The organism is Staphylococcus sp. NAM3COL9 (assembly GCF_001431205.1).
Classification (GTDB): domain Bacteria; phylum Bacillota; class Bacilli; order Staphylococcales; family Staphylococcaceae; genus Staphylococcus.
This window is the reverse complement of record NZ_LGPC01000015.1, coordinates 46,983-71,512: the sequence shown is the minus strand read 5'-3', so window position 1 is coordinate 71,512 and position 24,530 is coordinate 46,983. Positions and strand designations below refer to the sequence as shown.

Below are 24,530 nucleotides of genomic sequence, written 5' to 3'. Positions count from 1 at the left end.
TCTATCCCTCGATTTCATTTTGCTTCTGAACAAAGTCTTCTTCTGACCATATTGCTGTACCAAATTTTTCAGCTTTTGTTAATTTGGAGCCTGCATCCTCGCCAGCGATAACTAAGTCTGTACTTTTAGTTACACTGCTCGTAACTTTTGCGCCTTGAAGTTCTAACCAATCTGAAGCTTCGTTTCTTGTCATTTGATACAACTTACCAGTAAGTACAATTGTCTTATCTTTAAAGTCTGGGTGACCTTCCAAATCACTTGTCTTTATGCCTTTATATGTCATATTAACATTTTTTTCTTTTAATTTATTAATAAGTGCACGAATATCTTCATTTTCTAAATACGTGACTACAGATTGAGCTACTTTGTGTCCAATGTCATGTATACCAACAAAGTCTTCTTCAGTTACTTCGAATAATCTATCCATTGTGCCATATTTTTCAGCTATGACTTGGCTTGCTTTTACGCCGAGATGTCTGATACCTAAACCAAACAATAACTGTTCTAAAGAATTATTTTTAGACACTTCAATGGCATTAATCAAATTATCTACTTTTTTCTCTCCCATGCGGTCAAGCGGTAACAAATCTTCTTTTGTTAAGTAGAAAATATCTGCAATGTCTTTTATCTTTTCATTATCGTAAAGTTGTTGAATGATTTTTGTACCTAAACCGTCGATATTCATTGCTTGTCTAGAAACAAAATGAATCATGCCTTCCACAAGTTGTGCTTGGCACTTAGGATTGATACAGCGTAAAGCTACTTCGCCCTCTATGCGTACTAATTCATGTTCACAACTTGGGCAATGTGTTGGCATATGATAAACTTCCGCGTTATCTGGACGTCTATCTAATACACTTTTAATGACTTCAGGTATAATGTCTCCTGCTTTTTTAATTACTACACTATCACCAATTCTAATATCTTTGTCATGAATCAAATCTTCGTTATGTAAGGAAGCGCGAGAAACAGTAGTTCCAGCAACTTTAACTGGTTCAAGGATAGCTGTGGGTGTGACTACACCTGTTCTACCTATACTTAATTCAATATCTAATAAATCTGTAATTACTTCTTCTGCCGGGAATTTATACGCAATCGCCCAACGCGGTGATTTTTGAGTGAAACCAAGTTCCTCTTGGTGCTCCACCATATTCACTTTAATTACAATACCATCAATATCATATGGCAGCGCTTCTCTTTTTTCAGTCCAGTGTTCAATATATGCAATCACATCATCAATTGTTTGTACACGTTGACGTTCTTGGTTGGTTTTAAAACCTAACTCATCTAATTCGTCTAATGCTTCACTTTGTGTATTCGCATTAAATTGAGTGAAGTCATTAACACTATATAGAAAAACACTTAGTTTACGTTTAGCTGCAAGCTTTGAATCTAATTGTCTAAGTGAACCTGCTGCAGCATTTCGTGGATTAGCAAACGCTTGTTCATCGTTCTTAGCTTTTGCTTCATTTAAATTAAAAAATGATTGTCTAGGCATATATGCTTCGCCACGAACTTCAAATGTTCTAGTTTCTTTGATTTTCAAAGGTATTGCATGAATCGTTTTTAAGTTTTCGGTAATATCCTCACCTGTAGTACCATCTCCACGTGTTAATCCTTGTATAAATCGGCCATTTTCATATTTCAAAGATACTGCTAAGCCGTCTATTTTCAATTCACACATGTATTCTATGTCACCTATACGTTCACGTATACGTTGATCGAATTTTCTTAAGTCTTCTTCATTAAATGCGTTGCCTAAACTGAGCATCGGGGTATTATGTCTTACCTTTGCGAAAGTTGATTGGGCAGAACCACCGACTCTTACTGTTGGAGAGTCAGACGTTCGATATTCTGGGTGAGTCGCTTCAATGTCTATTAACTCATGCAACAATTTATCATATTCACTGTCCGGCACTGATGGATTATCTTGAACATAGTACTCATAACTATAACGATTTAATAGTTGATGCAATTCGTCGACGCGTGATTGTAAATCAGCCACATTTTATTCCCCCTTTTTCTCAATTGGCGCAAATTGTGCAAGTAAGCGTTTCGGTCCTTCTGATTTAAAGATGATATCTAGTTCTACAGAACCATTTTTTTCTTTTACATTACTAACCATGCCTTCGCCCCATGATTTATGAACAACTTTGTCTCCAACTTTCCAATCGGAAGACACTTGTGTTTTCTTAGTAGACGCAGCACGTTGGCTATAACCTCTTTTGGCTGGTTCTTTTGTTGCTGAACGGAAGCTATTGCCTTGTGTTTTAGATTTAGTTTCATTTTCCAATAGATCTTCAGGTATTTCTCTTAAAAATCTAGAAGCCATATTGGATTGTGGTCGTCCAAATAACATTCTGGATGTTGCATGTGTTAAATATAATGTTTCTTCAGCACGTGTAATAGCTACATAACAAATACGTCGTTCTTCTTGCATTTCATGTTCGTCATCGCTCTTAATTGCTCTAATATGTGGGAATAAAGACTCTTCCATGCCCATGATAAATACAATCGGAAATTCTAGACCTTTGGCAGAGTGCATTGTCATCAACGTGATACCATCTTCAATTTGTGCTTCATTTATATCTGCAACTAACGATAAATCCGTTAAGAAGTTAATTAATGACTGCTCTTCTAATGGTGTATTCTCTTCATAATCTTTTGGAACAGACATAAACTCATCAATATTTTCAAGTCTACTTCTAGATTCTAACGTTTGTTCACGTTCTAACATATCGCGATAACCAGATTTAACTAGCACTTCTTCAACAATTTCAGTGATTTCAAGAAATTCTTGTTGTTTGATAAGATTTTGCATTACATCGTAAAAGTTAATACATTCTTGCGTTACTTTTTTAGATAATCCAATGAAGTCTACTTCAGCTAATGCATCAAACATGCTTAAATCATTTTGCATTGCATAAGCCTGAATTTTATCTATAGAAGTTGGTCCAATACCACGCTTTGGAATGTTAATTACACGACGCAAGCTAATGTCATCATTACTATTGGCAATGATACGTACATAACTTAATAAGTCTTTAATTTCTTTTCTATCATAGAATTTTTGACCGCCAACCATTGTATAAGGAATGTTTGATTTCATAAACGTTTCTTCAAGTACACGTGACTGTGCATTCGTACGATATAAAATTGCCATATCTTTATATTTCTTTCCATTACGCTGATGTTTCATAATTTCGCGTACAACATATTCCGCTTCATCTCGTTCAGTTGTTGCTTCATAATAATGGATTTTATCGCCGTCTGTATTGCCTGTCCATAATCCTTTAGGTTTACGCTCTGAATTATTTTTAATCACTTCATTAGCCGCATTTAAAATGTTTTTTGTAGAACGGTAATTTTGCTCTAGGAAAACCGTTTTTGCTTCTGGGTAATCTTCTTCAAAAGAAAGGATATTTTGTATATCTGCGCCACGCCATCCGTAAATAGATTGATCTGAGTCACCTACAACACAAAGATTTTTAAATTTATTTGCAAGAAGTTTAACTAATGTATATTGCGCTTTATTCGTATCTTGATACTCATCCACATGGATATACTGGAATTTATTTTGATAATAATCTAATACTTCTGGAACACGTTCAAATAGACGTATTGTAACCATAATCAAATCATCAAAATCTAGTGCTTCGTTTCTTGAAAGCTGACGTTGATAACCTTTATAAACAGTAGCAACCATTTGTGCATGATAATCATTTGCTTCTTTTTGTGCATCTTCCGGCGTTTTTAATTCGTTTTTTAAATTACTAATAGCGCCTATAAACATTCTAGGCTCAAACTTTTTGCTATCGATATTTTCATTTTTTAATACATCTTTAATTACAGATTTTTGATCAGTTGGATCAATAATTGTAAAATTACGTTCTATGCCAACTCTATCTGCATCTCTTCGAAGGATTCTCACACACATAGAGTGGAATGTAGACATCCATAGCACTTGAGCTTGCTCTCCAACTAATGTCTCAACACGTGCTTTCATTTCTTTAGCAGCTTTATTTGTAAATGTGATAGCTAAAACGTTATATGGAGACACATCTTTCTCATCAAGCAAGTAAGCTATGCGATGTGTTAAAACACGTGTTTTGCCTGAACCTGCACCTGCCATTATAAGCAATGGCCCCTCTGTTGTACGTACTGCTTGGCTTTGTTCCTCATTCATCTTATTAACTAATGCGTTCATTTATGTGACTCCTTTATCTCAACTGTTTTTAATGCTTTTTCTATATCTTTATATATAATGTCTCCAACTATAATAGTGTCTGCGATTGAAGCCATTTGTTTTGCCTCGTTATAATCACTAATACCACCACCATAAAATAGTTGTGTATCTGTTAATTGATCTGCTGCTGTTTTCACTATTTCTACTTCTCCATATGTACCACTATATTCTATATACATAACTGGTAATTTGTACATATCATTAATCATTAATGCATAAGCTTCAATATCTTCATCCGTTAAGTTTGTATTAGCTTGCGTCACCTTCGCGACCTTACTATCAGGATTAAGTACGACATAACCTTCAAATATGACTTCATCAAAATCAATTATTTGTCCGAATGCCTTGAGTGCATCTAATAATATGCCATTATGATATTTAACATCTGAACTGTTTAGCACAGTAGGTACGAAATAAAAGTCGAAACCGAGCATTACGCTATCTACATTTGAAATTTCCAATGCTATGGGTAATGAATATTGCTTTAAGCGTTGCTTCAAATGAAAAACATTTTCTTCAGTAACATCATCTGTTCCGCCTATGATAATTGCGTCCGTGTTAGATAAACAAATTACCTCTAATTCTTCGTCAGATATTAACTTTGCAGGGTCTAATTTAAAAATATGTTCCCACTTTTTAATGTCATGCATGATATGTTACTCCTTTTTTAAACATACATATGATTATATCATTTTTAGTCTATGAGTTCTAAAATGATGTTAAAAAAAACACCTCAATATTTTTGAGATGATTTTTACAATTGAGTTTCCTTTTTGCTGTAATTATTTAATTCAATTGATAATAACTTTCTAAATTTGTATCTTGATTGTCAATAATTTTAGCTAATTCAGGCCCTACATATCGCAAATGCCATGCCTCATATGCATAGCCTGTTTGAGTTGATTGTCCTTTAGGATATCTGATAATAAATCCATATTTAGAAGCGTTTTGAGCTAGCCAGTGCGCTTCCTTTGTATGTTCAAAATCATCGTGAAAATCTTCAAGTGGCCTTTGTGTACCTACATCAAATGCTAATCCTGTTTGATGTTCTGAATGTCCTGGTTTAGCAGTATATTGTTTCGCAACTTTTTTCCCATCATTTTCAATATATAATTTCACTACTTTTTGTTGATCTTTATAACTTCTATAGCCACTAATATATTTTAAATCTAGTTCTTTTTGTTCAGCTTCATCTAACATTTCATTTAATTTATGTCTAGCTTTTTTATTTTCACCAGGTTTATAGTGTTGCGGTAATTGATACGTTTTGTTGACAATGACATGCCCATTCACCTTCGTCACACCTTGCCTTTCAACAATAATAGGTAATGCATTTTTAGGTTCGACGATATCTGAATGTCCAGGTTGTTGATGATTAGTAGTTATAATAAAAGACATTCGTATGACAATAACGCTAAATAATAAAGTAGCAATTACAATTATCCACTTCTTTAACACAGTTATCTCTCCTCCAACATGTATACATATAATAATATTTTCACAGAATTCATATAACAAAGATGCAGTTGATACGTCTCAATCACCATTCTATCACTTTACAAAACATAAAGAAGCTGCCGACAAAGTATCATACTCTATCGACAGCTAGGGTTAACTTCATGCATTAACCTTACTTCTCATATTAAATTATCTAATCAGCCGTTTCAATATTCATGCGGTCTAGAATCATAGTATAAGCATCATTGCCCCATTGCAACGATCTTTTCACACGAGAAATTGTTGCAGTTGAAGCACCAGATTCTTGTTCAATTGTCGCATAAGTGAAGCCTTGTTTAATCATTTTTGCAACTTGCAATCGTTGTGACAATGACTGTAATTCATTAACAGTACATAAATCATCAAAGAATTCATAACATTCTTCTCTATTTTCAAGTGTCAAAATCGCATCGAACAATTCATCTAATGCTTTTCCTCTTAATTTTTCTATTTGCATTCAAAACAACCCCTGTATCCTTCAATTTAATCTCAGTTTAACGTACTAACACATTAAAGTGTAACGATTTCCCCTGAAAAATTCAATTATTCTTGGTTATTCTAAACCAGCTCTTTCAAAAATAGTGTCAACTTGATTTAAATGGTGTTTTGGATCGAAGCATTCATCTAAGTCTGCTTCAGATAATAATGCTGTAATTGAACTGTCTTGTTCAATTAATGTTCTGAATGGTGTTTTAGTTTCCCAAGACTCCATCGCCTTAGGTTGTACTTTATCGTATGCTTCTTCACGTGCTAAACCTTTATTAATTAAAGCTAATAATACACGTTGTGAATATATCAAACCAAACGTTTTATCAATATTTTCAAGCATATTATCTTCAAATACTGTAAGTTTATCAACAATATTTGTAAAACGGTTCAATCCGTAGTCTAATGCAATCGTAACATCTGGAAGCATAATTCGTTCAGCTGAAGAATGAGAAATATCTCTTTCATGCCATAATGGAACATTTTCATAAGCTGTAGTTACATAACCTCTTATCACACGTGCAATACCAGTAATGTTTTCAGAACCAATTGGGTTACGTTTGTGTGGCATTGCTGATGATCCTTTTTGTCCTTTCGCAAATGCTTCTTCTACTTCACGCGTCTCAGTTTTTTGTAAATTACGTATTTCCACGGCAAATTTTTCCATTGAAGTACTGATAAGCGCAAGTGTCGCAATATAATAAGCATGACGATCACGTTGTAGCGTTTGCGTTGATACTGGAGCTGCATCCAGACCTAAATTTTCACACACATGTGCTTCTATTTCAGGTGGTATGTTAGCAAAAGTACCTACTGCACCACTCATTTTCCCAACTTCGATTTCTTCTCTTACACGCTTAAAACGTTCTAAATTACGTTGCATTTCTGTATACCAAAGCGCCATTTTAACACCAAATGTTGTTGGCTCAGCATGCACACCATGTGTACGCCCCATCATTAATGTATATTTGTAATCTTTTGCTTTTTTCGCTAATACTTCAATAAATCTTTCTAAATCTTTTTCAATAATGTCGTTTGCCTGTTTAATCACATAACTTAATGCAGTGTCTACTACATCCGTTGAAGTTAAACCATAATGAACCCACTTACGTTCTTCACCAAGTGTTTCAGAAACTTGTCTTGTAAATGCGACTACATCATGACGTGTTTCTTGTTCAATTTCCTGTGCACGTCCAACATCAACCTTGGCATTTTCACGAATTTTTTTGACGTCTGCCTCAGGTATATCACCTAGTTTACTCCAAGCTTCACAAGCAAGTATCTCTACTTCCAACCAAGCTTCATAGCGATTTTGATCAGTCCAAATATTAGACATTTCTTCTCTAGAATAGCGTTCAATCATTGAAATTAGCTCCTATCTTACATAAGTTTTATTTCACAAACCTCAAAACATGTACATTTAAGTTCGTTTTAACTTTAAAGTTCGTGTTTATTCTTTTCAATACTAGTTTAACAGAATTACTTTGAAATGTATAAGTCTTTTAAGACTACTATAGAAATTATTTAGAATCAAAGTATTAAAAAAGAGCCCGAAACATAAATACATGTATCAGACTCCCCCACTTATCATTCTTGTAATTTACCTACGAACTCAATTTCTTGTTTAAGTACCTCTAGGCTGCCATCTTTATTTTCTTTGTAAACGGGCTTTTCAAAACGTTTAACTGGTGTATAGCCAGCTTCACGCATGCGACCCAAACAATCTTGAATTGACTCGCGTTCTTCAACTTTGAATTTTTGTTGTTTTTTCATATGCTTTCAACTTCATCCGTATCATATTGTTTAAGTTTTTTACTTTTAACACCTTTCGCCCAGAACCCACCATGAATTGTACGAGGTTCATATGCGACCATAAATGCTTTTTCATCTATTTGTTTAATCGTCTCAATTAATTTAGCTTCAAAACGTCTCGGTGTAAGAATTTGTAAAATTAAACGTTTGCCATCTCGGCCGTATGCAGTATTATGTGTCACTCCATATCCTAAATCTCTTAATTGTCTTGGTAAATCTAACTCATACTCAGATGAAGTTACATTGACTACTGTATATCCAAGTGCTAGTTTTTCTTCAATCTTCATACCTACAATAATACCTATTGAAAAGCCAAAGGCATATGCAAGCACATTTTGAATTTGATCCAAACTAGACATTACCATACCTAAACCAATAACATATACAAGGACTTCCAAGAAGCTCACGATTGCAGCTACATAGCGATAACCTTTAAGGGTTAGTATCGTTCTCATCGTTAGGCACGTTACATAAGCAACGTTGATTATAAAAATGGCTAAAACCATTAACCATGGTGTAGATGTTATCACTGACATGTCCAATTTCCTTTCTGTTACATTAAATTCAAATAATTCTATAAGTAAGTTTATGGTATGTCACTAAAAAATGCCTGTTATACCAGTTGATTTTTGGGCCACGTGTGTCTTGTATAAGCTAATTCTCTTTTGTGCGCACTCTTTACATAATGACGCTCAATAACTTTTTGTGCATCATCTGGTACCGATTTGCCCTCTAAATAATCATCTATGTGATTATAACTTACACCTAACGCATCTTCATCAGGTAACTGTGGTTTGTCTTCTTCTAAATCTGCAGTAGGTACTTTTTCATATAAATGCTTAGGTGCTTCTAAATACTTTAATAATTGCCTACCTTGGCGTTTATTCAAACCAAATAGTGGTGCAATATCAGCAGCACCATCACCATATTTCGTATAAAAACCAGTCACATTTTCAGCCGAATGATCGGTACCAATCACTATACCCTGTTTGTTTGCAGCAATTGAAAATTGTGCTTTCATACGTTCACGGGCTTTTTCATTTCCCTTTTGAAAATCAGTAAGTAAAATGCCAGCATCTTTTAGTGATTGCACACTCTGATCTACCGCTGATTTAATATTGACCGTTACTACTTCATCCGGTTGTATGAACTTCAAAGCATCTTCAACTTCTGTTGCATCTTTTTGTTCACCATATGGTAATTTAATAGCAATAAATTGGCAATGAATTTTTTCTTCTTTTAATTCATTAACCGCAATTTGACATAGTTTGCCGGCTAAAGTGGAATCTTGACCACCTGAAATACCTAGCACTAAAGATTGGATAAAAGAGTGAGATTGTACATAACTTTTAATAAATTGAATAATGCTACGCGCTTCTTGTTTACTATCAATCATTGGTTGGACATTCATTTCTTTAACAATGATTTTTTGTAAATTACTCATTTTCTTCCATCTCCTTTACATGTTCTGCGACTTCAAATATACGTTTATGTTTATTTTCCCAACATGCTGTACTTAGATCTACAGGGTATTCTTGTGGGTTAAGATGACGCTTATTTTCATCCCATAAATGGGTGAGATTTTCTTTCAAATAATTTTGTGCTTCTTGCTCACTTGGTAAATCATATATCAATTTACCATCTTTAAAAATATCATGATGTAAATCTTTCGCTATAAATGATTTTATAAATTTCATCTTGTAGGTATGGACAGGATGAAAAAGTTTAAGTGGTGTCGTTTCATATGGATTTTCATGATCCAATGTAATGTAGTCACCTTCAGCTTTATTCGTTTTTTTATTAATGATACGGTATACCTTTTTCTTGCCTGGTGTCGTTACTTTTTCAGCATTATTTGATAATTTAATACGATCAACGTATGCACCTGAGCTATCTTCAACAGCAACGAGCTTGTAAACTGCACCAAGTGCTGGTTGGTCATAGCCTGTAATTAATTTAGTACCTACACCCCAAGAATCAACTTTTGCGCCCTGTGATTTCAAACTGGTAATTGTTTGCTCATCTAAGTCGTTTGAGGCAATAATCTTTGCATCTGTAAATCCAGCTTTGTCTAACATACGTCGCGCTTCTTTTGAAAGATAAGCAATATCCCCAGAATCTAATCGAATACCTACGAAATTAATTTTGTCACCTAATTCTTTTGCAACTTTAATTGCTGTCGGAACACCAGATTTTAGCGTATGGAATGTATCTACTAAAAACACACAGTCCTTATGTCGCTCGGCGTATTTTTTAAAAGCAATATATTCATCACCATATGTTTGTACCATTGCATGTGCATGTGTACCAGATACTGGAATGCCAAATAACTTTCCTGCTCTTACATTACTTGTAGAATTGAAGCCACCAATGTACGATGCTCTAGCACCCCATAATGCTGCGTCCGCTTCTTGCGCACGGCGTGTACCAAATTCCATTAACATATCGTCCAAAGCAACTTGTCGAATACGACTCGCCTTTGTTGTAATCAAAGTATGGAAATTTACTATATTTAATAGCATCGTTTCTATTAATTGAGCTTGTATCAATGGCGCTTCTACTCGCATTAAGGGTTCATTACCAAAACAAAGCTCACCTTCATGCATTGAGCGAATATTACCTGTAAATTTCAGATCTTTTAAATAACCCAAGAAATCCTCTTGATAGCCAATAGATTTTAAATATTCTATATCTGATTCTGAAAAATGAAATTGATTTATATATTCAATCACACGCTTTAATCCATTAAAAACCGCATAGCCACTGTCGAATGGCATATTTCTAAAATACAAATCAAAGACTGCTAATCGTTCATGAATACCATCATCCCAATAACTTTCAGCCATGTTTATTTGATATAAATCATTATGCAATACTAATGTATCGTCTTCGTATTGGTACACAAAAATCTCTCCAATCAGCTTTTCTATTAGTTTAGCATAAAAGAAACGTTGTTAGCACCTGAAATATCATCCTATTTAATAGCATTCGTGCAACATTCTCAGATTGCTAATGTTCATTATTTTAAATTTTGATAAAAGTGTGACATTACTAACGACAAAGTAGTGACATTTTTAGTTTTGTAATTATAAATTAACTTTAATCACTTATAATACTAAGTGAGGTGTTTATATGTTAAATGAAGCTAAATCATTTATTAAAACAATGTATAAAGAATTAAGTTACGATGAACATGTTACATTAAATAGAATTAAAGAAATTGAAATTGCTATTCATAAAAATGGCACGTATGAACATACAGTTGAAGAACTTACTTATGGTGCTAAATTGGCTTGGAGGAATTCGAATCGTTGTATTGGCCGATTTTTCTGGAACTCATTAACTGTAGCTGATGCAAGAGATATTCAAACTGAAGATGAATTTATAGCTACAATCGAAAATCACATAGCAACTGCAACAAATAACGGGAAAATCAAACCTTATATCACTATCTTTTCACAACATCATCCACCACAAATTTATAATAATCAATTAATCAGATATGCTGGGTATTCAGATCAAGGTGACCCTTCCGAACGAAGTATAACGCAACTTGGTGAACATCTTGGATGGAAAGGAGCGCATACTCACTTTGATGTCTTACCTTTAATTTATAAGATGCCTGAAGGTAATTTAAAGTATCATGCTTATAATCCGGAATTAATTAAAGAAGTTCCTATAACTCATGACCGCTATCCAAAGTTAAAGCAACTCGGTTTAAAATGGTATGCTGTCCCTATTATATCAAGTATGGATTTGAAAATTGGCGGTGTTACATATCCAACAGCACCATTTAACGGTTGGTATATGGTAAATGAAATTGCTGTTCGTAATTTTACAGATAGTTATCGTTATAATTTGCTAGAAAGTGTTGCAGATGCATTTGAATTTGATACACTTAAGAATAATTCTTTCAATAAAGATCGTGCACTTGTCGAACTGAATGATGCAGTATATCATTCCTTTAAAAATGAAGGCGTCTCTATTGTTGATCATTTGACCGCTTCTAAGCAGTTCGAACGATTTGAAAAGAATGAAACAAAAGAAGGAAGAGATGTTACTGGTAAATGGTCATGGTTAGCACCTTCGTTATCTCCAACATTGGTGGCAAATTATCATCATGGTTATAAAAATGAAATTCGAGAGCCTAATTTCTTTTATAAGAAATCAACATCTACGGGTTGTCCATTCCATTAAAAAACTCTATCCTTACACATATGAACGAGGGGTAACGTCACATGAAACTTTATTATTTAGGCCCAAAAGGGACATTTTCATACTTAGCAGCAAAACAATATAAATCAGAATCTGAAATGGATTTTGAAGCCAAATCTAACCTGTACGAAGTAGTACAAGCTGTTTCTAACGACGATAATAGTATCGCCGTAGTGCCAATTGAGAATTCAATTGAAGGGACAATTAATATTGTCGCAGATGCATTGACGCAACAAAATATTTTTGCACAAGGTGAACTTCATTTAGACATTCAATTCGCATTGTATGGTTCACAGGATGCCACAGTAAATGATATTTCAAAAGTTTATTCTATTGCGCCTGCGATTAGTCAAACGAGCCAGTATATACAAAAGCAAGGCTTCACGTATGACTATGTAGATAGTACGATTAAAAGTTTGGAAAAAATAACTGATCATGTTGGTGCTATTGCACCTTTAGGTAGCGGTGAAGCATACGGCTATTCACCTATCGCTGAAAACATACAAGACTTTCCACATAATGTAACACGCTTTTTAGTAGTGAGTAACCAACCGAGTAGTATCGAGAATGTAGAAGATGCGAGTGATACAATATTACTCATCACCCCTCAATTTGATAAACCTGGTTTATTAGCAAGCATATTAAATACTTTTGTCTTATTTAATATTAACTTGTCTTGGATTGAATCTAGACCTTTAAAAACACAACTTGGAATGTATCACTTTTTTGTGCAAGCAGACACACCAATCAATGAAGATTTGGCTAAAGTTATTAAAATTTTAAACACGTTAGACTTCCAAGTTTCAATTATTGGTTCATTCAATAAATTAAGCTAATTTTATTTTTACGTAAATCCATCAGACAAACCGAAATCCCCCGTTTCTAAATAATGAAACGGGGGATTTATCTATATAATTATTTAAGTGGCAATGGTTTGGTTACATCTATACCTAATACTGGAGGTACTAAGAAGTATACAACGAGTACAATAACTACAATACTTATTATGTTGGCCCAAAAGCCGACAGAGGCCATCTTTTTAATACTAATGCGCCCTGTACCAAATACAATTGCATTCGGTGGTGTACCTACTGGAAGCATGTATGCACAGTTTGCCGCCATAGCTGCAGGCACCATAAGTAATAATGGATGAACGTTTACAGCAACAGATAACGTTGCAAGAATTGGTAAAATCATCGTTGCAGTTGCAGTATTTGATGTAATTTCAGTTAAAAACAGTACAAATACGGTAATGACTATTACAATGATTAAAGGACTCACACCTTCTATCAGTTTCAACTGATCGCCAAGCCATACTGCTAATCCACTTGATGCTATACCTTTCGCTAACGCAAGCCCTCCACCGAAGAGTATTAGTACGCCCCACGGTAAATCTTTAGCCACGTCCCAATCTATAATACGTTTATGTTGTGCTTTGTTCTTCGCAGGAATTAAAAATAGTAATACTGCGATAAACATGGCTATGGTTCCATCTGCTATTTCTGAGGTGTATATCCAATTTTTCAATAAAAATTCTCTACTTATCCATAGGAAACTGGCAAGCATGAACACAATTAAAACTACTTTCTCTTCGTATTTCATCTTACCTAATTCATTTAGTTTCCTTTTAATTAACGCTTTACCACCTGGTAATTCTTTCATATCATGTCTAAAAGCTATATATCGTATGTATGCCCAAATTATGAATAATAAGACAATAACCGTTGGTACACCGATAATCATCCATTTAGCAAAACTAATTTCTTCACCAAATGCAGATTGATACTGTCCCTTCAATATAATTAAAGGTGGCGTTCCAATTAATGTTCCAAGACCACCGACTGTACCAGCATATCCGATTGCTAATACTAAAGATTGTTCAAACTTGGTGATACTTGAATCTTTAGTATCTGTACTTTTTAATTCATTTGCTTCTTTAATAATTGCTAACCCAATCGGAATCATAATCATAACAGCGGCAGTGTTCGATACAAACATAGATAAAAAACCGGTCGCAATCATGAATCCTAGTAAAATCTTTCCTGTACTTGTACCTAATGTATTAATAATTGTTAAAGCAACTCGAGTATGTAAGTTCCACCTTTCCATAGCAATGGCTAAAATGAAGCCTCCTAGGAATAAGAAGATAATATCATTACCATATTGCGATGAAACTTCTTCTGGACTCAATACATGTCCGATTGGCATCAAAATTAATGGTAATAAACTCGTTGCTGCAATTGGAATGGCTTCAGTAATCCACCACGTCGCAATCCATAGTGTTGTTGCTAAAACAAATATACCTTTAGTAGATAAACCTTCAGGCTGTATAAATAGTAATGTTAAAACAAATAATAGTGGCCCCAATATTAAACCTATTAATTGTCCACTGTTATAAGCCTTTTTTCCTTTCTTGTTAGAAAAAAACATTAAATATTGCGATCTTCTCATATCCCCTTTGTTCAAATCGTTCATATTCGTCCCCCTCTAAAGATACTTTTCTGAATATTCATAACATTACTTAGCTTATAACATAATATAATGCTAAGGAAATATCAATGGTAAATCGCTTACACACGAAGTTTTTATGGCATTCATTTAGCATTATAATCATGTTTAAATAGACTTAACAATATTTTAAAATTCATCACCATAAGATACAAATAAATTCTTAATGTCTTTCAAATACATTTCGGTTGGCAATTCATCAAACTCATTTTGAGCAATAAGAATATTTTTATGTTTTATATTATTATAACTTTGAATCCGAATTGCATATTTCTCCATTGCTCCAATAAATTTATTTTGATAAATATTTAAATTACTCCCAGCTTGAGTTGACCTTTGCTTTCCTTTTAAATCTTTTGCATTTTTACCATCTTTAACTGCTAAAAAACGGATGCCACCAGCACAGTTTTTAAAAATATTATGATGAATATACGTATCTTTATATTTTAAAGGTGTTAGCGCATATTGCTTTATTCCTTCAAATGTATTAAAACGAATATGAATATTTTGATAAAATTGATTATAACGACTTGCATGAGAACCTATAGCTCTGTTCCATGACTGCATCCTAGGCGTATCTGAGTTGCCAAAATAACAATTTTCTATTATTACATTTTTTGTAATCGTTCCGTCTGTCGTCCCAAATTTAGGAAAAGCACCTGGTACTTGAATATCCAACTGAATTGCTTCTGAAAAAGTTCTTGACCCATCACTATCATTGAATCCTAAAAATTTACAATTATTTATATATAATCCATTTACCCCACATGCATCCAGTCCGTGGCCACCTATAATATCTTTAAAGGTCACATCGACGATTTGAATGTCTTGGGCATGTCCCATACATATTGCTGTATTATTATATGGAAAATCATAGCCATTCATATCAAACGTCCCTCCTGCAATATGAATATGGCTGTTGCCGTTATAACCATAATATGGTTTAAATCTCCTACCATTTTTTAGTAGTGCATCTTTCCCACATCTTTTAAGAACTGCGCCTTCATCTAGCAATAATATTGTAGATTCATAAATAACCAATGACTTGCGTATATGAAATTCACCTTTAGGTACATATATCGTTGTCGAAGGATGTTTTTTGGCATAATTCAATGCATGTTGCATTGCTCTTGTATCTGCTCTTTTACTTTCACCTTTTAATCCAAATTGCTTTGCATTAATTATCATAAGACAATCTCCCTTTCTCAATACTTTATAATAAACTTAATTAAGGATTTTCAAACGCACTTGTTGTAGCTTTATTGATTTATCTACTTAGTATATAATACTTATTATCTTTAATATTAGGAGTGTTCGCAAATTATGAAAAAAAGTGCACTGATTATAGTGGATTATTCAAATGATTTTGTTGCAGATAGTGGAAAAATGACTTGTGGCATTCCAGGCCAACAAATTGAACATTATATTGTCGAAAGAATTGAAGCATATAATAAAAAACAACAGAACATTTTCTTTATGATGGACTTACATTTTGAAGAAAATAGTTATCATCCTGAGAACAAGCTCTTTCCTCCTCACAATATTCTAGGAACATCTGGAAGAGAGCTTTATGGCAAAGTAAATGATATCTATCAAAATATATTATTTAATGATCACATACATTTTTTAGATAAAACACGGTATGATGCTTTTTGCGGTACTTCGTTAGATATTTTGCTACGAGAAAGAAATGTAACACATTTAGAAATTGTTGGTGTATGTACCGATATTTGTGTATTACATACAGCGATTACCGCCTATAACTTAGGTTATTCCATCAGCATCTCACATAAAGGCGTTGCTTCATTTAATCCAACAGGCCATGAGTGGGCTTTGGATCATTTTAAAAATTCCTTAGGTGCTGAAGTAGAATAACTATGCAAACTCATGATAAAATAATATTAACTATATAAATAAGGAGAATTTAGATATGGCAAAAACTTATATTTTCGGACATAAAAATCCAGATACAGATGCTATTGCATCTGCCATCATCATGGCAGATTTTGAACAACAAACAGGTAATTCGGAGGCTGCGTCTTATCGTTTAGGCGAAATAGGTCCAGAAACGCAATTTGCTTTAGATCATTTCAAAGTAGAAGCGCCAGAATTACTTAACGATAATCTAGCTGATCAAAATGTTATTTTAGTTGACCATAATGAATTCCAACAAAGCGCAGATTCAATTGCTGACGCTACAATTCGACATGTCGTAGATCACCACAGAATTTCTAATTTTGAAACTGCAGCCCCTTTATATTACCGTGCTGAACCGGTTGGTTGTACAGCAACAATTTTATATAAAATGTATAAAGAACGCGGCTTTGAAATTAAACCTGATATTGCCGGCTTAATGATTTCTGCAATTATCTCAGATAGTTTATTATTCAAATCACCTACATGTACTGAAGAAGATGTACAAGCTGCAGAAGCATTAAAAGCTATTGCTAATGTTGACTTAGAAGCTTACGGTTTAGATATGTTAAAAGCAGGTGCTTCTACAACAGACAAATCAATTTCAGATATATTATCTATGGATGCAAAATCTTTCAACATGGGAGATTATTCAACTCACATCGGACAAGTTAATACTGTGGATATTGAGGAAGTATTTGCACGTCAAGAAGAATTAACAAAAGCTATGTTAGAAGTAACTGCACATGAAAAATATGATTTATTTGTACTAGTCGTGACTGACATCATTAATAGCGATTCTAAAATTTTAGTGGTTGGTCCTGAAACAGACAAAGTAGGTAAAGCTTTCAATGTTGAACTTGAAAATAATACTGCATTCTTACCTGGCGTAGTTTCACGTAAAAAACAAGTTGTACCTCAAATTACAGAAGCTTTAAACGAAGTCGTTTAATATTATATGATAAGCACTGAATGGACAAAGAAACTAAACACCTGACCGATCAGTATTCTGGAACATAGTAAATATGTTCCAGTTTTTTATCCATTTGAATAAGCATAGCGACATCTCATACTAGGAGGAATATAATTTGAATTCAATAGAGCAAACTTTCCATAATAGTAAACAATATTTTAATACTCACGAAACCAAAGATCTTAAATTTAGAAAAAAACAACTCAAACTCTTGGGTAAAAGTATTAAAAATCATGAAAATGAATTACTCGACGCATTTCAAAAAGATTTAGGTAAAAACAAAGTGGAAGCTTATGCAACCGAGATTGGATTCACTTTAAAAAGCATTAAGTTAGCACGCAAAGAACTTAAAAATTGGGCGAAAAGAAAACAAGTTAACACGCCCCTTTATTTATTCCCTACTAAAAGTTATATCATGAAAGAACCTTATGGTACTGTCTTAATTATCGGACCTTTTAATTATCCTTTCCAATTACTTATTGAACCATTAATTGGCGCAATAGCAGCGGGAAATACAGCTATACTTAAACCATCAGAATTCACACCACACGTTGCAGATATAGTACAACAAATTATTGAAGATGTATTCAACACTGAATATATTAGTGTGTGTCAAGGTGACGCAGAGACTACACAATCACTTATACACCTACCTTTTGATTATGTCTTTTTCACTGGTAGCGAAAAAGTAGGACGTATTGTTTATCGTGCAGCTAGCGAAAACTTAACGCCTGTCACTTTAGAATTAGGGGGTAAATCTCCTGCGATTGTAGATGAGTCAGCAAATATCAAAGTAGCGAGTGAACGCATTTGTTTCGGAAAATTTACGAACGCTGGACAAACTTGTGTGTCACCAGACTATATTTTAGTTAACCGAAAAGTCAAAAACGAACTCATCGCGGCGCTCAAAAATACAATTACTGAATTTTATGGTAAATCTATACAAGATAGTCCAGATTTTGGTCGTATAATTAATCAAAAACATTTCGATCGTTTAGACCATTTATTAAATATTCATAAAACAGAAATTGCATTTGGTGGTCAATCTGATGCAGGTGATAAATACATCGCTCCAACTATTTTAGATGGTATTAGTTTCGATGCTAAAATAATGGAAGATGAGATTTTCGGCCCTATTTTACCAATCATTCCTTATGATGACTTTGATGAAGCAATTGATTTAATACGCACTAAACCTAAGCCACTCAGCTTATATTTATTTAGCGAAGATGAAAATGCAACAGAACGTGTACTTCATGAAATTTCATTTGGTGGCGGTGCGATTAATGATACGTTGATGTACCTCGCAAATCCAAACTTACCTTTTGGTGGCATTGGTGCATCAGGTATAGGACAATATCATGGTAAATATAGTTTTGATACGTTTAGTCATGATAAATCTTATGTATTTAAATCTACAAGGCTTGAATCAAGTCTCATATTCCCACCATACAAAGGGAAATTTAAATATATCAAAACATTTTTCAACAAATAAAAAAATCACCTAGTATGGCAATGTATTAACCATACTAGGTGATTTTTTATTTGTTTCAGTTGTCTTTATTTTAAAAATTGTAAACAAACGCCTTCTGGAGCTGATTTATGATGATCTACTTTTTCTAATTCTCCCGTAATTTTATCACGTTTGAAAACTGTCAATGTATAATCGCCTTCTTGGTGTGCACAAACTAAGAAATCATCTGAGTCAGTAATATTAAAATCACGTGGGAATTCGCCACCGCTTGATATAATATCAACGAATGAAATCGTTGCGCCATCGTCACTTATTTTAAAAATAGCGATACTATCGTGGCCTCTATTAGTAATATATAAGAATTTTTGATCATGCGACTGTCTTACTGCTGCTAATTTTGTATCGCCTTCAAAATTTTCTGGAATTGTTATATGTCGTTGGATTTCTGTAAATTTTCCATCCTCATATTTCACTGTACTTACGACATTTGATAACTCATGTACAACATAAGCAAACTTGCCGTTTTCATGAAAAGTAATATGTCTTGGTCCATCACCTGGTTCAAAATCAGTTACCGCATGTTCGCTAAAACCATGATCACCAAATTCATATGTTACTATTTTATCTGTACCTAAATCGATTGCAACTACATATTTTTCGTCTGGTGTTGTACTGATAAAATGCACATGTGGTTGATCTTGTCTTTCGTGTGGTCCAGTTGGATAATTGTGCTCTAACTCTTGAATCAAACGTATAATTTCACCTGTTTCAGGGTTTGCTTCATATAAGCGCGCTAATCCAGCACCGTAAACAGATTCAAAAACAAACTTGCCGTCTGGTGACACATCTACATAACAACCACTACCCTTTGTAGAAGCAAGACATTTATTAATTAAATTGAGTTTACCATCTTCTTCTATTTTGAGACTAGCAACACCACAATTATCTCCTTCACGTGTTACAGCATATAAAAATGAATTGTGTTGATTTACATAAGTTGATGCTTCTAATTCATATCCTGTTTCAACTTCTGTTACGCTTCCAATTTGTTCATCTAATTCAAAACGATAAACACCTTTACCCTCTTTTTTCGTATACGTACCAATATAACCTGTTGTCGTCATGTAAACCCCTCCATATTGTTATAGTTTCATTTTAATAAATATCTATACTAAATGACAATATAATGATTATTATCACTTTCTATTAAATTGCAATTAAACTTTTTATGGTTTATTAAATTAAGGAAAACTTCTTGCAATAATACGAACATATGTTCTATAATTGTATTGAGGTGATTTTATGATTCCGGAAAAATACCAAAATGAAAATGACTATAGAAATATACCAAGAGAATTTCTTAATGCCAATATTCCGCAAGGTCGTGGCATGGTTAAATGGGCGCCATTCGCTACTTTACCAGAACAATTCGAAACAATTCAAAAATATTTAGTGGATCAAAATAAAATTGACCGTCCAATATTATCAGATGATCAATTAAATGAATTAAATTTACAGCTTCATCAAGCGTTACATACAGATTCCTATATTCATATCGAATACTATCAAGCAGGTTGGTTGGAAACAATTCATATAAAAATTAAAAATATAGATATAACTCATATGTTTTTGGAAGGTTATCCAATCCATACACAAGAAACAATTAAACTTTCATTATTTGATATAACTAGAATAACTCCAGACAATGGTTAACTGCTTTTCTATACTTGAAGCGCGGAGTTACAGTTCGCAGTCTTTTCGACTGCATTAGCCACCGTAACAACTTCGTTGAACGGTGGCTAAAAAAAAAACTGTCAACGAAAGCCCTAAGACTTTGTCGACAGTATGAGAACACTCTAAAGTGCTCTATCAATAACTTAATTATTTGTTTCAATATCTGAAACAATTTCTTTTGTTTTACTTTCAATATCTTCGAAGTCTTTTTTAAAGATATACGCGAAAACTACTGCACCAACACCTGCTGCTAATGACACAGTAAGAATTGTACCTAATACAAATTTAAATAAACCTTTGATAAAATTACACATTCTGATTCACCTCAATAAATTATTAACATATCTATCAATAATGATAGCATACTTGAAAGCATCAATAAATATATACCCACTTTTCATTACTTTAATCTAAATATTAAAAAGTGAATTTATGATATTATTGAAGTAATGCAAAATCAATAAATTTTAGTCAATATGTCTTATTTATTTTAACATTTTCTTCTCATAATAATAAAGATAGATGTTATATTTATTATTAATATATGTAAAAAAGGGCTAATATCGTTAAATATTAGCCAATTCAATGTTAGTTATTCTCATTTTATTGACCCCACCAAGTGGAGACTGCATCTTTGAAAGCATCATAATAATTTGACATAATAATCACCTCATTGAATTTGTCTATCTGATCGTCCCTTGATGTTAACTTAAGGATAACTACTGGTCATATGTAATGCAATTAACAGCGCATTACAATAAAGTTACAATTTTGTAAGATTATACACATAAACAGGAGTTTTAAACTATGCAATCAGTAAAAACTGACATCTTAACACATCGAGGTTCACACTTTGATTTAGGTGTACAAACAGCACAGTGGATGCAGCAAACACCCTTGCTCAAAAACAGAGAGAAAGAATGGAAAAAGCGTATGCCCCGCTTTGATATCCATATCAAAGAAACATATGACATTTTTCAAACGTACGCTCCACAAATTTGGGAAGAAATTAGAGGCATGCAAGAAGTACTTAATCTGCCTACTCGCCAAATGATTCTTAACTTTGCTCACTATCGATTCACACCATTAAGAAACAGTGGCTGTACGGTCTTTTTAGGTCAGGACTATATGGTTCGAAATTATGATTATCACCCTGCAACTTATGATGGTCGTTACTTGTTGTTTCAACCTACTGATGGTGGCTTAGCACAAATAGGTCCTACATCACGCGTAACCGGAAGAATGGATGGTATGAATGAATCTGGTCTATCTATGGGCTACAATTTCATGCACAGAAAACACCCAGGTGATGGCTTTGTCTGCTATATGGTAGGCAGGCTCATATTACAATATTGTAAAGATGTACCTGAGGCCATACAATTACTAAAAGAACTTCCACATAGAAGCTCTTTTAGTTACATTGTCATGGACAAACATTTGAATCATGCAATTATCGAAGTTTCTCCTCGCTCCGTTGATGTTCGTTACGATCGCACTTGCACAAATCATTTCAAATTATTAACGCATGAGAATAGAAATTTTACAAAGGAATCTAAAGAACGTTTAAATCGACTTCTTAAAAAAGCACCTGCATCACTAGATAAAATGAGCGCATTTAATTTGTTCAATAACCCAGAATATGAAATTTATAGTAAGTTATTCAAAAGCTGGTCCGGGACAATTCATACAAGTATGTATGAACCTCAATCATTAACCGCGCATATCACTTTAGGTGAAAATAAAGCACCTACCATAATAGACTTTGGCAAATGGCTCGATGGCGAATCGTTAGATATTACTTCAATTAACGGTCATCTTGACACTGATTTAACCTTTGCTACTTATTAATATTTATGGTTTCAAATCATTTATACTATAAAATTATTTGGTATGTTTTTTTATAGATATTATTCTCTTGAGGCAATCTTTGTTCATTAATTTCATTGTTTAATTCTTATATGAATGCAATCAATGAATAATTGTGAATGATTGACTATACTATTTTTGTTTTGAAAATAGTTGTCCTTCTGACTAGTTAATAAAGCACTAGCCGAAGACTACAAGCTGAAACTGTACCCAAGGAAAACATACAAAAAAATGTCAACAACGTCAGAGACTTTGTCGACGCTCTAAAGCCAGAAAGTACTTAATTACATGTACTTTTTGGCTTTCTCTATTCATGACAACATAAATTTAATTTATATAAATATCACCATGATTTGTATAGAACTCTAAAATATGTTTTCCTGATCCTACTTTATTATTTTCAAAATTATTATTGATTACTTCAGAAGTCCCATCAGATGGATTCAATTTTAGCAACGTATCCTGAGGATCATCATCATATGACATAAAAATATCACCATATTGCGTAGAAGCTCTAAAGTATGATGCAATATCCATTTGACTCAAATCAATTTTGCCGTGGTCAGCTAACAATACTGACTTTTCAATTAATGATTTTTTGCTCGTTATACTCGCCTGTTTCGTTTTAATATTCGCATTAGTAATTTGACTGTGCTTAATATCAATGGGTGAGTTCACACCTCTATAATACATTTTGTCTAATGCTACATTCCTTAAAAATACACGTGCTGCACCAGTAGCCTTCATTGAAATATGTGAATCTTTTGCATTGATACTATCAATATTTATAACATTCGTCTCACTAGATACATTTAAATGATTTAGTTTTTTATCTGGCACAGTCACTACCATCTCATCGTCAAACTGTCTGAACGGATTAAAATTCAGTCCATAATGATCTTCTGTATTATCAGTCTCATGAACATTTAATGTCTTATTTTCATTCGTAATATTAATATTCTTTTTCCCTTTATAGGTCACTGAAAATTTGTCACCTTGCTTAACTTGAACCTTACTATTTTGACTATCTAAGTTTAAATTTTCTATATTTTTATCATTAACTTCTTTTTCAACAGAATTGAGTTGGTTGTTTTGTTTTTCAAATCCAAACCAAGTGACACAAGCTAAAAGAAAGCACACGATAAATAATGTTAAGCCGCTTAAAAATAACTTCTTCATTCGACTGCACTTCCTTTAATTGTTTTAATATTCCAACGTAAGTATTTTAAAATCACTCGATAAACAAATTGAGCGAATTTTGCAATAATGACAAATAATAAAAGACCTAATCCTGTATAAGAAATGGCAAATAAATAGTTACTTAAAGCAAAACTAAAATTATTATTAATTATACCGTTGATAATCAATAACAGCGGACTAAGAGAGAAAAATAATGCAACGAGTAATAGTACAAACATGAAAATGCCAACAAATATCATAGGGATCAAAATAATAATTAATGATAATATCCCCACACCCAGAGATGCCATAATTGCTCTCACTATCGTATTTATATTGGGGCGAAACTCCGCAGATACAATCGCATTTCTAGCCATAAGTTCTTTTCCTATCTTTTTAGGAGATTCAAGAGCTCCAATGATTTGATACTCATTTCTCCCTTCACTTTCTTGATCAAAAAAATATTCCTCATATTCATACATCACTTTATCGCGTTCACTTCTTGTTAATTTATCTAATTCTTGCTCTAATTCATTTAAAAACGTGATTTTATCCAAAATATCTACCGCCATTCAAACTTAAGATTCGAAGTAAAACGTATATGTAAAATCAAAAATGACATGCCC

General features: G+C 33.3%; 23 protein-coding genes. 7 read left to right on the top strand and 16 right to left on the bottom strand.

The features are described 5' to 3' along the window. Position 1 precedes the first annotated feature (1 nt). The 10 genes from ligA to ACA31_RS09375 form a co-directional block, all read right to left on the bottom strand. Positions 2–2,005 carry an NAD-dependent DNA ligase LigA gene (gene ligA, locus ACA31_RS09420; protein WP_057513078.1) on the bottom strand — a complete coding sequence of 668 codons (2,004 nt, stop codon included), beginning with the start codon at positions 2,003–2,005 and terminating at the stop codon, positions 2–4. A 3-nt stretch (positions 2,006–2,008) separates the two neighbouring features. Continuing rightward, the gene (pcrA, locus tag ACA31_RS09415; RefSeq protein WP_057513077.1) at positions 2,009–4,207 is read right to left on the bottom strand and encodes a DNA helicase PcrA; all 2,199 of its coding nucleotides are present in this window, start codon (positions 4,205–4,207) and stop codon (positions 2,009–2,011) included. Next, on the bottom strand, positions 4,204–4,896 hold the full coding sequence (locus ACA31_RS09410) for a heptaprenylglyceryl phosphate synthase (RefSeq protein ID WP_057513076.1): 693 nt from the start codon (positions 4,894–4,896) through the stop codon (positions 4,204–4,206). Before ACA31_RS09410 ends, pcrA begins: the two co-directional genes overlap by 4 nt. Before the next feature lie 136 nt (positions 4,897–5,032). Next, positions 5,033–5,704, bottom strand: a complete 672-nt coding sequence (locus ACA31_RS09405; RefSeq protein WP_057513075.1) for a M15 family metallopeptidase — start codon at positions 5,702–5,704, stop codon at positions 5,033–5,035. Between the two features lie 193 nt (positions 5,705–5,897). After that, a complete protein-coding gene (locus tag ACA31_RS09400; protein ID WP_057513074.1) occupies positions 5,898–6,200 on the bottom strand; it encodes a YerC/YecD family TrpR-related protein in 303 nt (100 codons plus the stop codon). 96 nt (positions 6,201–6,296) lie between these two features. After that, the gene (gene purB, locus ACA31_RS09395; RefSeq protein ID WP_057513073.1) at positions 6,297–7,592 is read right to left on the bottom strand and encodes an adenylosuccinate lyase; all 1,296 of its coding nucleotides are present in this window, start codon (positions 7,590–7,592) and stop codon (positions 6,297–6,299) included. 224 nt (positions 7,593–7,816) lie between these two features. Then, complete coding sequence (locus tag ACA31_RS09390) at positions 7,817–8,002, bottom strand: NETI motif-containing protein (protein ID WP_057513072.1); 186 nt, start codon at positions 8,000–8,002, stop codon at positions 7,817–7,819. Further along, complete coding sequence (locus tag ACA31_RS09385; protein WP_057513071.1) at positions 7,999–8,577, bottom strand: DUF2179 domain-containing protein; 579 nt, start codon at positions 8,575–8,577, stop codon at positions 7,999–8,001. The genes ACA31_RS09390 and ACA31_RS09385 overlap by 4 nt, the downstream gene beginning before the upstream one ends. A gap of 77 nt (positions 8,578–8,654) precedes the next feature. Further along, positions 8,655–9,485, bottom strand: coding sequence for an ammonia-dependent NAD(+) synthetase (gene nadE / locus ACA31_RS09380; protein WP_057513070.1), 831 nt, complete (start codon positions 9,483–9,485; stop codon positions 8,655–8,657). Beyond that, positions 9,478–10,944 (bottom strand): nicotinate phosphoribosyltransferase, encoded by a 1,467-nt coding sequence (locus ACA31_RS09375; RefSeq protein WP_057513069.1) that lies wholly within the window; start codon positions 10,942–10,944, stop codon positions 9,478–9,480. Before ACA31_RS09375 ends, nadE begins: the two co-directional genes overlap by 8 nt. Positions 10,945–11,173: 229 nt before the next feature. On the opposite strand from ACA31_RS09375, the gene ACA31_RS09370 reads away from it, so the two are divergent. Together ACA31_RS09370 and ACA31_RS09365 are read left to right on the top strand one after the other, a co-directional pair. Beyond that, positions 11,174–12,238 carry a nitric oxide synthase oxygenase gene (locus tag ACA31_RS09370; protein ID WP_057513068.1) on the top strand — a complete coding sequence of 355 codons (1,065 nt, stop codon included), beginning with the start codon at positions 11,174–11,176 and terminating at the stop codon, positions 12,236–12,238. A 41-nt stretch (positions 12,239–12,279) separates the two neighbouring features. Then, positions 12,280–13,092: a prephenate dehydratase gene (locus ACA31_RS09365; RefSeq protein WP_057513067.1), complete on the top strand. Its 813-nt coding sequence runs from the start codon at positions 12,280–12,282 to the stop codon at positions 13,090–13,092. A gap of 79 nt (positions 13,093–13,171) precedes the next feature. Here the strand turns inward: ACA31_RS09365 and ACA31_RS09360 are convergent, their stop codons facing one another. Next, positions 13,172–14,731, bottom strand: coding sequence for an SLC13 family permease (locus tag ACA31_RS09360; RefSeq protein WP_057513066.1), 1,560 nt, complete (start codon positions 14,729–14,731; stop codon positions 13,172–13,174). Between the two features lie 162 nt (positions 14,732–14,893). Further along, positions 14,894–15,952, bottom strand: coding sequence for a glycosyl hydrolase family 28-related protein (locus ACA31_RS09355; protein WP_057513065.1), 1,059 nt, complete (start codon positions 15,950–15,952; stop codon positions 14,894–14,896). Positions 15,953–16,087: 135 nt separating this feature from the next. On the opposite strand from ACA31_RS09355, the gene ACA31_RS09350 reads away from it, so the two are divergent. The 3 genes from ACA31_RS09350 to ACA31_RS09340 all read left to right on the top strand — a co-directional run bounded on the left by ACA31_RS09350 (position 16,088) and on the right by ACA31_RS09340 (position 19,146). Further along, entirely contained in the window at positions 16,088–16,639 is a 552-nt protein-coding gene (locus ACA31_RS09350) for a cysteine hydrolase family protein (protein WP_057513064.1), read from the top strand. A gap of 55 nt (positions 16,640–16,694) precedes the next feature. Next, positions 16,695–17,630, top strand: coding sequence for a manganese-dependent inorganic pyrophosphatase (locus tag ACA31_RS09345; RefSeq protein ID WP_057513063.1), 936 nt, complete (start codon positions 16,695–16,697; stop codon positions 17,628–17,630). Between the two features lie 136 nt (positions 17,631–17,766). Beyond that, entirely contained in the window at positions 17,767–19,146 is a 1,380-nt protein-coding gene (locus tag ACA31_RS09340) for an aldehyde dehydrogenase (RefSeq protein WP_057513062.1), read from the top strand. A 65-nt stretch (positions 19,147–19,211) separates the two neighbouring features. Here ACA31_RS09340 and pglS read toward each other — a convergent pair whose 3' ends face one another. After that, the gene (pglS, locus tag ACA31_RS09335) at positions 19,212–20,249 is read right to left on the bottom strand and encodes a 6-phosphogluconolactonase (RefSeq protein ID WP_057513061.1); all 1,038 of its coding nucleotides are present in this window, start codon (positions 20,247–20,249) and stop codon (positions 19,212–19,214) included. A 178-nt stretch (positions 20,250–20,427) separates the two neighbouring features. Between pglS and ACA31_RS09330 the strand changes: the two genes are divergently transcribed. Further along, a complete protein-coding gene (locus ACA31_RS09330) occupies positions 20,428–20,838 on the top strand; it encodes a YolD-like family protein (protein WP_057513060.1) in 411 nt (136 codons plus the stop codon). A gap of 164 nt (positions 20,839–21,002) precedes the next feature. Here the strand turns inward: ACA31_RS09330 and ACA31_RS13300 are convergent, their stop codons facing one another. After that, positions 21,003–21,173, bottom strand: coding sequence for a hypothetical protein (locus ACA31_RS13300; protein ID WP_107514816.1), 171 nt, complete (start codon positions 21,171–21,173; stop codon positions 21,003–21,005). A 493-nt stretch (positions 21,174–21,666) separates the two neighbouring features. Between ACA31_RS13300 and ACA31_RS09325 the strand changes: the two genes are divergently transcribed. Continuing rightward, positions 21,667–22,707, top strand: a complete 1,041-nt coding sequence (locus ACA31_RS09325) for a C45 family autoproteolytic acyltransferase/hydolase (RefSeq protein ID WP_057513059.1) — start codon at positions 21,667–21,669, stop codon at positions 22,705–22,707. A 345-nt stretch (positions 22,708–23,052) separates the two neighbouring features. Here the strand turns inward: ACA31_RS09325 and ACA31_RS09320 are convergent, their stop codons facing one another. Together ACA31_RS09320 and ACA31_RS09315 are read right to left on the bottom strand one after the other, a co-directional pair. Beyond that, positions 23,053–23,904: a DUF4097 family beta strand repeat-containing protein gene (locus tag ACA31_RS09320; protein ID WP_057513058.1), complete on the bottom strand. Its 852-nt coding sequence runs from the start codon at positions 23,902–23,904 to the stop codon at positions 23,053–23,055. Next, positions 23,901–24,476 carry an HAAS signaling domain-containing protein gene (locus tag ACA31_RS09315; protein WP_082587066.1) on the bottom strand — a complete coding sequence of 192 codons (576 nt, stop codon included), beginning with the start codon at positions 24,474–24,476 and terminating at the stop codon, positions 23,901–23,903. The genes ACA31_RS09320 and ACA31_RS09315 overlap by 4 nt, the downstream gene beginning before the upstream one ends. Positions 24,477–24,530 lie beyond the last annotated feature (54 nt).